This is a genomic window from Aquimarina agarilytica ZC1 (assembly GCF_000255455.1).
In the GTDB taxonomy this organism is placed as follows: domain Bacteria; phylum Bacteroidota; class Bacteroidia; order Flavobacteriales; family Flavobacteriaceae; genus Aquimarina; species Aquimarina agarilytica.
Genome location: NZ_JH621250.1, coordinates 45,751 through 59,686, shown reverse-complemented (window position 1 = coordinate 59,686; position 13,936 = coordinate 45,751). Strand labels below are relative to the sequence as shown.

At 34.1% G+C, this 13,936-nt stretch carries 9 protein-coding genes and 1 tRNA gene; 4 read left to right on the top strand and 6 right to left on the bottom strand.

The features are described from left to right. Nucleotides 1–36: 36 nt before the first annotated feature. Both purL and KQA_RS0204045 read right to left on the bottom strand, forming a co-directional pair. Nucleotides 37–3,708, bottom strand: a complete 3,672-nt coding sequence (gene purL, locus KQA_RS0204050) for a phosphoribosylformylglycinamidine synthase (protein WP_010178357.1) — start codon at nt 3,706–3,708, stop codon at nt 37–39. A 168-nt stretch (nt 3,709–3,876) separates the two neighbouring features. Continuing rightward, the gene (locus KQA_RS0204045) at nt 3,877–4,287 is read right to left on the bottom strand and encodes a hypothetical protein (RefSeq protein WP_010178356.1); all 411 of its coding nucleotides are present in this window, start codon (nt 4,285–4,287) and stop codon (nt 3,877–3,879) included. A 162-nt stretch (nt 4,288–4,449) separates the two neighbouring features. Between KQA_RS0204045 and KQA_RS0204040 the strand changes: the two genes are divergently transcribed. Genes KQA_RS0204040 through KQA_RS0204030 form a run of 3 tightly spaced genes read left to right on the top strand, consistent with a single transcriptional unit; the run spans nt 4,450 to nt 7,451 of the window. Further along, nucleotides 4,450–5,862: an aldehyde dehydrogenase family protein gene (locus KQA_RS0204040; protein ID WP_010178355.1), complete on the top strand. Its 1,413-nt coding sequence runs from the start codon at nt 4,450–4,452 to the stop codon at nt 5,860–5,862. A 45-nt stretch (nt 5,863–5,907) separates the two neighbouring features. Beyond that, nucleotides 5,908–6,300 carry an acyl-CoA thioesterase gene (locus KQA_RS0204035; RefSeq protein WP_010178354.1) on the top strand — a complete coding sequence of 131 codons (393 nt, stop codon included), beginning with the start codon at nt 5,908–5,910 and terminating at the stop codon, nt 6,298–6,300. 41 nt (nt 6,301–6,341) lie between these two features. Beyond that, nucleotides 6,342–7,451, top strand: a complete 1,110-nt coding sequence (locus tag KQA_RS0204030) for a DEAD/DEAH box helicase (RefSeq protein WP_010178353.1) — start codon at nt 6,342–6,344, stop codon at nt 7,449–7,451. A gap of 74 nt (nt 7,452–7,525) precedes the next feature. Here KQA_RS0204030 and KQA_RS0204025 read toward each other — a convergent pair whose 3' ends face one another. From KQA_RS0204025 to KQA_RS0204010, 4 genes are all read right to left on the bottom strand, one after another. Continuing rightward, nucleotides 7,526–9,682 (bottom strand): glycoside hydrolase family 3 C-terminal domain-containing protein, encoded by a 2,157-nt coding sequence (locus KQA_RS0204025; RefSeq protein WP_029209448.1) that lies wholly within the window; start codon nt 9,680–9,682, stop codon nt 7,526–7,528. A gap of 312 nt (nt 9,683–9,994) precedes the next feature. Continuing rightward, nucleotides 9,995–10,071 (bottom strand) — tRNA-His (locus KQA_RS0204020). Nucleotides 10,072–10,133: 62 nt separating this feature from the next. Further along, on the bottom strand, nt 10,134–10,856 hold the full coding sequence (bshB1, locus tag KQA_RS0204015) for a bacillithiol biosynthesis deacetylase BshB1 (RefSeq protein WP_010178350.1): 723 nt from the start codon (nt 10,854–10,856) through the stop codon (nt 10,134–10,136). Between the two features lie 9 nt (nt 10,857–10,865). After that, nucleotides 10,866–13,109: a response regulator gene (locus KQA_RS0204010; RefSeq protein ID WP_232285849.1), complete on the bottom strand. Its 2,244-nt coding sequence runs from the start codon at nt 13,107–13,109 to the stop codon at nt 10,866–10,868. A gap of 136 nt (nt 13,110–13,245) precedes the next feature. Between KQA_RS0204010 and KQA_RS0204005 the strand changes: the two genes are divergently transcribed. Beyond that, nucleotides 13,246–13,884 carry a peroxiredoxin gene (locus KQA_RS0204005; protein WP_010178346.1) on the top strand — a complete coding sequence of 213 codons (639 nt, stop codon included), beginning with the start codon at nt 13,246–13,248 and terminating at the stop codon, nt 13,882–13,884. The last annotated feature ends 52 nt before the right edge of the window (nt 13,885–13,936 follow it).

Below are 13,936 nucleotides of genomic sequence, written 5' to 3'. Positions count from 1 at the left end.
TCAGGGCTTTTATTTTATACAGTTGTTTACTGTTTATTATTTCTGCTTTTCAATCCAAACACGTGCATTAACAAAGGCCTGTAACCAAGGTGAAACCTGATCTTTACGATTTGTAGGGTAATTAGCCCAATTCCATTGGAAAATAGAACGTTCAATATGTGGCATTGTAGCCAAGTGACGTCCATCTTTTGTAGCTAACATAGCTGTATTGTAGCTAGAGCCATTAGGATTAGCTGGGTAGCCTTCGTATCCGTATTTAGCAACAATATGGTAGTTGTTTTCTGTTTCAGGTAAATTAAATTTTCCTTCCCCATGCGAAATCCAAACACCTAATGTAGTTCCTTCTAAATTAGAAAGCATGACAGAGTTGTTTTTTTGAATTTTAACCGAAGTAAAATTACTCTCGTGTTTATGTGAATCATTATGAAGCATTTTTGCTTTTTGAGTTAATTCTTGATCCATCAACCCTAACTCAACCCATAATTGACATCCATTACAAATCCCCACAGATAACGTATCATCTCGCTTAAAGAAATTTTCTAAAGCAGTCTTTGCCTTTTCATTATATTTAAATGCACCAGCCCAACCTTTAGCAGAACCTAACACGTCTGAGTTTGAAAAACCACCCACGGCTCCAATAAATTGAATATCCTCTAAGGTTTCACGACCCGATATTAAATCGGTCATGTGTACATCCTTAACATCAAAACCAGCTAAGTAAAGTGAATTAGCCATTTCTCGCTCAGAATTACTTCCTTTTTCACGAATAATAGCTGCTTTTGGTCTTTTGCCAATTGCAGTATTTAGTACTGGTTTGTTTCCATCAAAATTAGCAGGGAAGCTAAATTGTAAGGCTTGATTTTTATAATTATCAAAACGTTCTTTAGCTTTAGCTTCGCCACTTTGTTTGGCATCTAATAAATAAGATGTTTTAAACCAAACATCACGCAATTCAGAAATTGATAAGCTTAAAGAATCATTTTGGTTTTTAATATTTAAACGATCACTTTCCACAACAGTCCCAATTTTTTGGAAACTGATTTTTGCTTTACTAAGTGTATCTTCTACGGCAGTGTTATCTTTTGCTTGGAATACTAAACCAATATTTTCGGCAAACAGTACTTTAGTCGTATCTGCTTCATTCAACGCAGAAAGGTCAAGGTTAGCTCCTAAATCAACATCAGCAAAACACAATTCTAGTAAGGTGGTAATTAAACCTCCAGAACCAATATCGTGACCTGCTAAAATTTGATCGTCGGCAATGAGTTGCTGAATCGTGTTAAATGTAGTAGCAAATTTTTCGTCATTTTTAATTGAAGGCGCTTCGTTTCCTATTTTGTTCAATATCTGAGCAAATGATGAGCCTCCTAATTTAAAGTCATCTTCAGAAATATTAATATAATAAATGGCACCACCATCCTTTTGTAACACAGGTTCAACTACTTTGTTAATTTCGTTACAATGACCAGCTGCGGAAATAATAACCGTACCTGGAGCAATAACATCCTTGTCAGGGTATTTTTGTTTCATTGATAAAGAATCTTTACCCGTAGGAACGTTAATACCTAAGTTGATGGCAAATTCAGAAACCGCTTCTACAGCAGTATATAAACGAGCATCTTCACCTTTATTATTACAGGGCCACATCCAGTTGGCAGATAAGGAAACTGACTTTAATCCTTCGCCTAAAGGAGCCCAAACTAAATTGGTTAATGATTCTGCAATAGCATTTTTACTCCCTGCAGCAGGATCAATTAAGCCTGTTAAAGGGGAATGACCAATTGAAGTCGCAATACCATTAGTACTAGTATAATCTAAAGCCATTACCCCTACATTGTTTAATGGTAATTGTAATGGTCCAACACATTGTTGTTTGGCCACTTTACCACCTACACAACGGTCTACTTTGTTCGTTAACCAGTCTTTACAAGCTACAGCTTCTAATTGTAATACTTGTTTTAAGTAATCTTCTATTTTTGATTTATCATAACTTAGAGCTTCGTAATTATACGTAACTGTTTCGTCAGTCATAATTGTTTTTGGCGAGCTTCCGAACATATCTTCCAAAGCTAAATCCATTGGTTTTTCACCAGTGGTAGCTGATTCAAAAGTAAATCGATCATCACCAGTTACTTTACCCACATTATAAATAGGAGCGCGTTCACGTTCAGCAATTTCGGTAAGGGTTTCTAAACTTTTAGAATCAATAACCAATCCCATTCGTTCTTGAGACTCGTTTCCAATAATTTCTTTAGCAGAAAGTGTTGGGTCACCTACAGGCAATTTATCTAAGTCTATTTTTCCACCCGTTTCTTCAACCAATTCAGATAAACAGTTTAAGTGTCCACCCGCTCCGTGATCATGAATAGAAACAATGGTGTTTTGGTCACTTTCTACCATTCCGCGGATAGCGTTGGCAGCACGTTTTTGCATCTCGGGATTGGAACGTTGAATGGCATTTAATTCGATTCCAGAATTATTGCCTCCTGTATCTGCAGAAGAAACGGCAGCTCCTCCCATACCAATACGGTAATTTTCACCTCCAAGGATAACAATTTCGTCACCTGTATTTGGTGTATCTTTTAAAGCTTGATTTTCTTTCCCATAACCAATACCACCAGCTTGCATAATTACTTTATCAAAACCAACTAATCGAGCATCTTCTTCATGTTCAAAAGTAAGCACCGAACCCGTAATTAAAGGTTGTCCAAATTTATTTCCAAAGTCCGAAGCTCCGTTTGAAGCTTTGATTAAAATATCCATTGGCGTTTGGTACAACCATTTTCTTTCTTCTACTTTTTGTTCCCAAGGACGGTTCTCCTCTAAACGAGAATACGAAGTCATATAAACAGCTGTTCCAGCCAAAGGTAAAGATCCTTTTCCACCAGCTAAACGATCTCTAATTTCACCACCAGCACCTGTGGCAGCACCATTAAAAGGTTCCACAGTAGTAGGAAAATTATGTGTTTCAGCTTTAAGCGAAATTACACTGTCAAAGGCTGTTTCTTCATAAAAATCAGGCTTGTTAGGTGTTTTAGGAGCAAATTGAGTGGCTTTTGGTCCTTTTACAAAAGCAACATTATCTTTATATGCAGAAATAATAGTGTTTGGATGCTCTTGTGATGTTTTTTTAATTAATTTAAATAATGAAGTAGGTTTTTCTTCACCATCAATCACAAAGGTTCCATTAAAAATTTTGTGACGACAGTGTTCCGAATTTACTTGCGAAAATCCAAAAACTTCAGAATCGGTTAGCTTTCTTCCAATTTTTTCGGCTACACTATTTAAGTAAGCTACTTCTTCATCACTTAAGGCTAAACCTTCTTGTTTGTTGTAAGTGGCAATATCTTCAATAGGCAATACGGCTTCAGGTTCGATATCAATAGTAAAGGTTTCTTGATTTAAACTAGAAAACTTTTCCGAAAGCATGGGGTCAAAATCAGCAAAATCGGCTGTAGAAGCTGTAAATTCTTCAATACGAATAATTCCTTCAATGGCCATATTTTGAGTAATTTCAACGGCATTAGTACTCCATGGTGTTATCATAGCAGCTCTTGGGCCAATAAAAAAAGCGTCTATAGCAGTCGCTTCAATTTTTTGTTGGTCGCCAAATAACCATGATAATTTTTGAATGTTTTCTGAAGAAATTTCAGCGCTGGTTTGAACAGCAAATACTTTTGAATTGGGATTTCCAAAAAAGTGAATCATATCAGTATGAATTGTATTCCTATTTTTACGATGCAAATTTAAGCATTCTTTCCATGCTTTAACAATGTTACTAAAAGGTAAACTGTAAAGTTTTCATCTTTTTTTGTTAGTAAGGTTTTGTTTACATAAAAAAAAGAATCTCAATTGAGGTTCTTTTTTGAATAGGACTTAATTTAAGACACAATTGGGTTCCAATAATTGGACTTGATCTTGTATACGTTGAATCACTAAATTCATCATACGCTTGTTTAGTGCAGAAGAATTTTTGGTATACAATTCATATTCTTCAATAGTGAATTGTCCCAAAATAATTCCTTTTAAGCTATTTCTAAATTTAATGTCTTTTTGAATAGCATGTTCTATGTATAGTAAACGTTTTTCGAGGTTGATGTCGTAAAAACGATTTTTATTCTTCCGGATATAGTTTTTAAACACAGCAATTAATAAGTCATTTTGTAACTTAATAATAGGACGGAGTGTGGTGTTTTGGAACAATTCTTCGGCACGCATGCCTGGCAGAATTTTCGCTGAAAGAATTTGAGGACGAAGCTCACTGAGTTTTAAATCTCTTGCTTTCATAATAAAGATGTTTATCCCTCAAAGAGGGCTGAATACCTATTAAGCTTAACTAAAAATTAAAATACATTTAAAGTATGTATAAATTTAACTCTAGGTAACCATTTAAAGATACAATAAATGTAAATTCATAAAAAAAAATGAGCGAAACATATTAACAGGCTTATGAACACTACGCTTGATTTTGTAATTTTGAACAACGAACAACGAACAACGAACAACGAAAACATGTTTTATAGTACCAATCCATTTACCGGTAAACGTATATTAGAGTTTACTTATCATAGTACACAGGAGGTAAAGGATAAATTAATTTCGGCAAATGAAGCTTATTTTGAATGGAGTCAAGGCTCAGTAGCAAATAGAGTAAAATATATAGAAAAGCTAAAAGAAGTACTGTTAAAAAATAAGGAAAAAGCGGCACTGTTGATTACTACAGAAATGGGTAAACCCATTTCAGATTCCTATGCAGAAATAGATAAATGTGCCGATTTATGTGATTATTATGCAGCTAATGCGGTTGAATTTTTGGAAGAAAGAGTACTAAAAACAGCTCCCGAAGGGATAAAAATTTATGAGCCTTTAGGTGTTATTTTAGGAATTATGCCATGGAATTTTCCTTTTTGGCAAGTATTTCGTTTTGCGATACCCACACTAATAGCTGGTAATACAGTGGTTATAAAACATGCGTTAAATGTACCAGAATGCGCTCTGCTGTTAGAAGAAATTTTTAATACAGCTATTCAAGATATTGAACCTTACGTAAATTTATTTATTACGAATAAAAACACTGAAAATTTAATAGCTAATGATATTATTAAAGGAGTAAGCTTAACTGGGAGTACCAAAGCGGGAAAAGCAGTTGGCGCCGTTGCGGGAGGTGAATTGAAACCAATGATATTGGAATTGGGAGGGAGCAATGCTTTAGTCGTTTTTAAGGATGCAGATGTTGAAAAAACGGTAGATATATGTGTGCAATCTCGTTTTTTAAACAATGGGCAAAGTTGTATAGCGGGAAAACGTTTGCTTATTGCCGAAGAAATAAAAGCAGAATTTATGCAGCTTTTAGTAGAAAAGGTGCGAACTTTAAAAATAGGGAATCCAACGGAGGAAACTACCCAAATTAGTGTATTAGCAAAACGAGAGTTTGTTTTAAATTTAGAACAGCAAGTATCGCAATCAATTCAAATGGGAGCTTTAGTACTGTTAGGAGGGAATAGCCATGATTATCATTTTGAACCTACTATTATAAGTAATGTAACACCCGATATGCCTTTGTTTTCGCAAGAAACTTTTGGTCCTGTATTAGCTGTTACTAGTTTTAAAACTGTTGATGAAGCTGTAGCATTAGCTAACCATACAGCCTATGGCTTAGGAGTTTCGTTATTTTCTAAAGATGTAACTCAAATGAGATCATTAATACCTAAGTTTCAGGATGGGGCAGTGTTTGTAAACTCCCTTGTAAAAAGTATGCCCGAATTGCCTTTTGGCGGAAGTAAAGCATCTGGTTTAGGGCGAGAGCTTTCGCAAGAAGGAATAAAGGCATTTGTAAATGTAAAAACCGTAGTAATTAGCTAATGACAAAGTATTAATTTTGTAAATTATAGAAGTAAAAATAAATAAATGAGATATCATAGTAGAAACATAGTAAAGCCAGGTGATTTAAATCCTTATGGAACGTTATTTGGAGGGCGTTTATTAGAATGGATAGATGAAGAAGCTGGATTGTATTCTGTAATTCAGTTAGAAAGTAGTCGTGTGGTGACCAAGTATATGTCCGAGATTAATTTTGTGAGTTCGGCCATGCCAGGTGATATTGTTGAAATTGGACTTGAAGTGGTTAAATTTGGAAATTCGTCATTAGTATTAAAGTGCGAAGCGCGTAACAAAATGACACGTCAACCTATTATTACTGTAGATAATATTACTATGGTAAACTTGGACGAAACCGGGAAACCTTCTCCACATGGAAAAACCGAGGTTATTAAAGGGAGTGATCAACAGTACGAAATGTAGTTTACAGTTTATAAAAAGCTACCTTTGCAAAAAAATAAAGTATGTCATTTACGCAACTGGGAATTTCTGAAGATTTAAACAAAGGTTTAAAAGAGTTAGGAATTACTACCCCTTCAAAAATTCAAGAACAAGCTATTCCATTATTGTTAGAACAAGGCAATGATTTTATAGGAAAAGCCCAAACTGGGACGGGTAAAACAGCTGCATTTGGTTTACCGTTGCTAATGCATACTGATGCTAATAAGCATCAAACGCAATCATTGATATTGGCGCCAACCCGTGAATTGGCGCAGCAGATACAAAAACAATTATTTCGTTTTACGAAATACACCGATAAAATTTTTACCGAAACTGTTTTTGGAGGTGAAAAAATAGATCGTCAAATACAACGCCTACAGCGTACTACACATATTGTAGTTGCTACACCGGGGCGTTTGGTGGATTTGATAAAGCGTAAAGCAGTTGATATTCGTTACATTAATACGATAGTATTGGATGAGGCGGATGAAATGCTAAGCATGGGCTTTAAAAAAGATCTTGATTTTATTTTAGGTACTATAAGTAGTAATCGCAATATATGGTTGTTTTCGGCAACTATGCCACAAGCATTGCAAGGCATAGTTAAAAAATACCTTTCACCTAATGCATTACAAATAACAGTTGATAAAAATGATGCTGTTAATACTAAAATAGCACACCAATTTGTAGTTGGAGAAGAAGCTAATAAGGTGGATACTATGACTTATTTTCTTAAAGGAAATAAAAATGAACGTGGTATTATTTTTTCTAGAACTAAAGTGGCGGCACGTAGTTTAACCGAGCAGTTACTTAAACGTGGTTTTGAAGTAGGTGTTTTGGAAGGCGATATGCAGCAAAAGGAGCGTGATAAGGTGATGCGTGCTTTTAAAAACAAAAAATTGAATTTATTAGTGGCTACCGATGTGGCAGCTCGAGGGATTGATGTAGCTAATTTAGCTTTTGTATTACATTATCAATTACCAGATCAATCAGAGTATTATGTACACCGTAGTGGTCGAACAGCTCGTGGCGGTAAAACGGGAATATCTATAGCTTTTGTAGATCATAAAGAAGTAAAGTTTTTAAGAAACTTAGAAAAAGAATTAGGTATTCGATTTACTCAACTTAGGTAGCAAATTATAGGAATAATTTAAAAAGAGTGAGATTATAAATATTTATAATCTCACTCTTTTTTTTGCAAATCGTATTACATATTAAAAGGTGATGAAATTACATCAATACCTAAAGTAGTAGTAATTGTATTTGGTGAGGCACCACCTACATGAATAGTATATGTTCCTTTTCGGGTGATTTCTTTGCCATCCGAATCAAATTGAACAAATGCTTTTTTTGAAAAAGGAATGCTCACTTGTTTGGTTGCTCCAGCTTTTAAAGAAACTCGAGTAAAGCCAACCAAAGTGTTTAAGGGATCGCCTTTACCTGCATTAGGTGAACTTACGTATACTTGTGCTACTTCTTCGGCATCAACATTGCCATTATTAGTAATGGAAAAGCTAGCTTTTTCTTTGTAAACTTTTAAATTATCATATTTGAATGAGGTGTACGAAAGTCCAAATCCAAAAGGGAATTGGGGAGTTTTAGTCATGTATTTATACGTCCGTCCTTTCATTGCATAATCATTATAAGGGGGTAAATCATCTACTGATTTAGGAAAGGTAATAGGTAATTTACCAGAAGGTACTACATCACCAAATAGAATATCAGCTACAGCTTGTCCGCCTTCTTCTCCAGGGTACCATGCAAAAACAATAGCATCGACTAAATCATAGACTTCGGGCATGGCAATGGGAGATCCTCCGGTAAGAACCAAAACTAATGGATTCCCCGTATTTTTAGCCTTTATTTTTTTAATATAATCTATTTGATTTTGTGGTAATCGAATATCAACACGATCTCCTTTGGATTCAGAAGCAATGGCTTCACCTTCTTCACCTTCATAATTGCCCGAAAGTCCCATTACTATAATACCAACATCGGCACGAGATATTTCACCTGTAGACCAATCAATAGGGTTTACATTTTTTTGAAAGGGTAGTAGCCCTTGTTTGTAATTTATAGAAGTTCCTGCACTTACTTTGGATACGATACCATCTAAAATAGTTTGCGTTTTAGAAGTTACTCCATAGTAATTTCCTAACAATACATCTTCTCGTGCGGCATTCGGTCCGGCTACATAAACAGATTTTAAATCCTTTTTTAAAGGCAATAGATTGTTGTTATTTTTGAGTAGTACAATAGATTTTTGAGCAGCTTCTAAAGCAATAGCTCTATGGGCTTCACTATCCACAACATCGGTAGTAATTTTGTTATAAGGATTGTTGTTTGAAGGATCAAAAAATCCTAACTTGAAGCGTGTTAATAATTGATGCTGTAATACGTTGTCCAATTGCTTTTCGGAAGTTAAACCTTGTTTAATGGCGCCATCCAAAGCAGGGTACACATTACCGCAATTTACATTTAAACCTACATTTAAGGCAGCAGCAGCAGATTCTTCGGCAGTTTGCGTTACTTTATGGAATTTGTGCAAATCACTCAAAGCCCAACAGTCCGAAACAATATAGCCTTTAAAACCCCAAGTATCTTTTAGTAATTTTTCTAATAAATAAGGACTAGCACAAGCGCCTTCGCCGTTTACTCTATTGTAAGCCCCCATTACACCTTCAACTTTTGCTTCTTTAACCAAAGCTTCAAAGGCGGGTAAGTAGGTCTCTGCCATGTCTTTTTTTGAGGCAATAGCATCAAATTCATGGCGTAATTCTTCGGGACCAGAATGTACCGCATAATGCTTAGCGCAAGCAGCAGACTTTAAATATTTAGGATGATTTCCTTGTAGTCCTTTTACAAAATTAACACCTATTTGACTTGTTAAATAAGGGTCTTCACCATAGGTTTCCTGTCCACGTCCCCAACGCGGATCTCTAAAAATATTAATATTCGGAGTCCAAAAGGTTAAACCTGCATATTTGCCTCTGTTTCCTATAGCTATAGAGGCATTAAATTTGGCTCTGGCTTCGGTTGAAATGGCGTCTGCTACTTTAAAAATTAAATCTTGGTCAAATGTTGCAGCCAGTCCAATGGCTTGAGGAAAAACTGTGGCTCTACCATTTCGAGCAACACCATGTAAACATTCATTCCACCAATTGTATTCCGGGATGTTTAAACGGTCAATTGGAGCACTTTGGTCTACCATTAACGAAATTTTTTCTTCTAGCGTAAGCGAAGCGACTAAGGCTTTAGCTCTTTTTTCAAATGATTTATTGGTATCAAACCATTCAAAATTTTTAGTGTTTTCATTTTTTTGAGCAGCTAAATGCTTTGGTAGTAGTGTTAAAAAAATTAACATTAAAACTACTTTTGTAGGTAATAATTTGTGTTGTGTTGTTGTGTACATTGTTATTAATTAGAGCTGAGTTAAATATTTAATGTTAAAATATGAAAATCAAATACTAAGCTATAACACATTTGGTTTTTTTAGGGCTATTTTTTCATTTAGAGACGAATGATTATATAATACGGTCAGAATTTAAGGAGATGACAATTAAAAGTGGAAGGAAATTATATTTAAAGTGGAAATAGTTTTTAAAGGCTAATGTCGTCCTATGGTCGTATAAATAAACAAAAAACCTCTTGTAAAAACAAGAGGTTTTTAAATAAATGGGGTGGAAGACGGGATTCGAACCCGCGACCCTTGGTACCACAAACCAATGCTCTAACCAACTGAGCTACAACCACCATTTAATTCGGGTGCAAAGATACTCACTCTTTACATATCTACAAAGTAAAAAATGATTTTTTTAAATTAAATCTGTAATAGAGTTTACAGCTACGTAGCGTTCAGTGGTGTAACCCTCGGCGTAATCAACTCCAATTAAGCGTCCTAAGTTACGAGCGCGATAATCGATACTGTCGTAAAAATTTTTATTTGAAATAGGGGTCTGTGGTTCGCCAGGCTTCCCTTTGTCACTAAAAAATTGAGTTTTATATGCTTGAACAGATGCCATTTTTATGTCATTAAAACCTGTAATGTCTACTACAAAATCAGGTTCTATTTCTTTCCATTGGATATAATGGTATACATGCTTGGGTCTCCATTCTTTTTGAAGTTCTCCATTTAATTCGGTTTCAATTCTACGTAAACCAGATAAAAAACAAGCATTGGAAGTTAATTGACTGCCCTTGCCGTGATCAATATGCCGGTCATCAATGGCATTACATAGCACAATTTCGGGTTGATATTTACGAATAATTCTTATGATTTCTTTTTGATGGAATTCATCATTTGTAAAAAAACCATCTCTAAAGCCTAAATTTTCACGAACGTGTAAACCTAAAATTTTAGAAGCTTCAGCGGCTTCTTGGTCTCTAATTTCTGCAGATCCCCTAGACCCTAATTCACCACGTGTTAAATCTAAGACGCCTACTTTTTTACCAGCTGCAATTTCCTTAGCTAAAGTACCGGCACAACTTAATTCAATATCATCGGGGTGTGCTCCAACAGCTAAAATGTCTAATTTCATGTGTGTGTATTAACTAGCAAGGCTAGGTTTTTTTATATTTTTAATTATCGTTTGGTAGAAATTATGCGTATCGTATGGTTTAACTATAAGATCATTCATTCCAGCGGCAAAGGCTTCGTCAATCATTTCTTTTTCTTCAACAGCCGTTAGCGCAATAATTGGAGTTTGGACATCAAATTTTCGAATGTTTTGAGTAGCTTCTAGTCCTCCCATACCTGGCATATTTACATCCATAAGGATTAAGTCGTATTTATGTGCTTTAGCTTTCTCAATAGCTTGCAATCCATTATCACAAATAGTGGTAGTATAACCTTTTTTGTCTAGTATGTTTTTAGTAACAATTTGATTAATCTTATTGTCATCAACAATTAGGATATCTAATTTAGTTGTAGTTCCTATTTCAATATACTTATCGTCATTAGTATTATCGTTATCTAATTGTTTTTGTTCGGTACGTTTAATAGGTAATGAAAAAGTAAATTCAGCACCATTTCCAATTTCACTTTCAACAGTAATCTCACTTTTATAAATGTCTATTAATTTTTTAACAATAGATAATCCAAGACCGGTACCTTGGTATTCCGAATTGGCATTTTTAACTTGCTCAAAGTTTTCAAAAATGGTTTTTTGTTTATCCTTTGGAATTCCAATCCCATCATCTTTAATTATAAACCTTAATTGGTATAAATCAGGCGTTTCTTTTTCTTTGAGTATTTTGATCCAAACATTACCGTTGGAAGTGAATTTTAGTGAATTTCCGACCAAATTAATAATAATTTGAGATAGCCTTACGGAGTCACCAACAATAATTTCATCAATAAAAGGATCAATTTCGACATGAACTTTATTGTTGTTTTTATGGCGTTTATTGTGTAAAGATTTGACTATGCTGTCTATTAATATTTTTAAATTAAAAGGAGCGTCTTCAACAACAATTTCTTTAGTTTCAATTTTACTTAATTGTAAAACATCATTGATAAGAGCTAATAAATAATCTCCAGAAAATTTTAAGGAATCTAAATATTCCTTTCTACTTTCACTATCTGGATTTTCTCTTAAAAGTTGTGTTAAGCCTATTACTCCATACAAAGGTGTTCTTAGTTCATGACTTACTGTTGATACAAATTGAGATTTTAATCGTGAAACTTGTTCAGCTGTTTCTTTGGCTTCTAATAATTCTTGATTTTTTTCAAGTAAATTATTATTAAGCTTTTTTCGAACATAATTGTTTCTAATGGAACTGATAAGGAAAGCTAAACTTATAATTAACACGGCACTTCCTAAAAAAATACTAGTTTTCCATTGTGTTAGTTGTGTTTCTTTTTCGCGAATGTCCCCTTTTATTTGTTCTAGATTGAGTTTGTAATTATCAACTTCAAACTTAGCATTAGCAATGGTAACCTCTTTTAGTTTTTCTCTACTAAGTTTTTGTTTTTCTAATTGCTCATATTTTTGAAGATCGTGATAGGCACTTTGGAAATCTCCTTTCTCAAAATTAATTAGAGATTTAATTTTGTATAACTCGCTAAATTCATCTTTTTTGTCTTTTTTGAGTCCCTCATAGGTTATGTTTTCCAAAAAATTATCAGCTTCCGTATATTCACCATTTTGAATATAATAATAGGCCCATAAATAATTTAATCGCACACTTTCATTAGGGCTAATTTCGTAAGAGCTATATTGGGTTGCTTTATCTAAATAAGGAATTACAACACTATCCGCTGTTTTGTTTAATAAATATAGTTGAGCAATTTTATTATTAGCGGTAAGGACTTCAGTGGAATCATTTGTGAGTGTCGCATATTTGTCAATTTTCTCGTAGTAATCGATGCTTTCCTCAATAGGTCTTTTTTGTAAATTAGTGAGCTCGGCCAAACTGTAATATACATTGTGTACTAATTCGAAATTTGACGATAAACGAGCATGTACTGCAGCTTTTGTATAATTTTGAAATGCTTTATTTAATTCGCCATTTACTTTGTAACTGTAACCAATAATATTATATATTTTGGCAAGAGCAGATGAGTCATCATAATACATAGCTACAACCTTAGCATCTTGGGCTAATTCCATGGCTTTGTAATATTCATTGTTTTTTTGAAGGTTAGCAGCCTTTATAATGCTCTCGTTCAGCTCTTGAATAGACATAGTGGGTTCTGTAGCCTCTTCATTTTGATCTTCGTTTGCAAAAACGAAAAAAGATAAAAACACTGATAATAATACACTTAAGATTTTTTTTATAGATCTATTCAATATTAATGATGTATTTGTAATAATTAAAACTTATAGTTTTATAGCAATTTAGAATTCAAAATACGATTTTTGAACGAATCTTCGCTTTATATTTGTCAAAGAAAATTAAATAATAATTCATTTTAAAATTAAAAACATGGCATTTGTAGGAAAGCAATTCCCAAATTTAGACGTTGATGCAATGAACGATATGGGTGATACGTTCAAAATTAATGTACTTGAAGAAGCTAAAAATAAAGGTAAAAAAGTACTTTTATTTTGGTACCCAAAAGACTTCACATTTGTTTGTCCAACAGAATTACACGCTTTTCAAGAAGCTTTAGGTGAATTCGAAAAAAGAAATACATTAGTAATCGGAGCTTCATGTGATACACCAGAGGTGCACTTTGCATGGTTAAATACAGCTAAAGATAATGGTGGAATTGAGGGAGTTACTTACCCAATTTTAGCAGATAGCAACCGTAACTTATCTAGTCAATTAGGTATTTTAGATGTTACCAATGAGCGTTACAATGAGGAAACGGGTACGGTTTTAGTTGATGGAGATAATGTAACTTACAGAGCTACTTATTTAATTGACGAAGAAGGAACAGTATTTCATGAAGGTATAAACCATATGCCAGTTGGACGTAACGTAGCAGAATTTTTACGTTTGATTGATGCTTATGCTCACGTACAAAAACATGGAGAGGTATGTCCAGCAAACTGGGAAGAAGGAAAAGAGGCAATGTCTCCTAATGCTAAAGGAACAGCTGAATATTTAGCTTCTCACTAAAAAAAAGTTTTTAAGTTAAAGGCTTAAACTAAATATCTCGTCTCGATTCGTT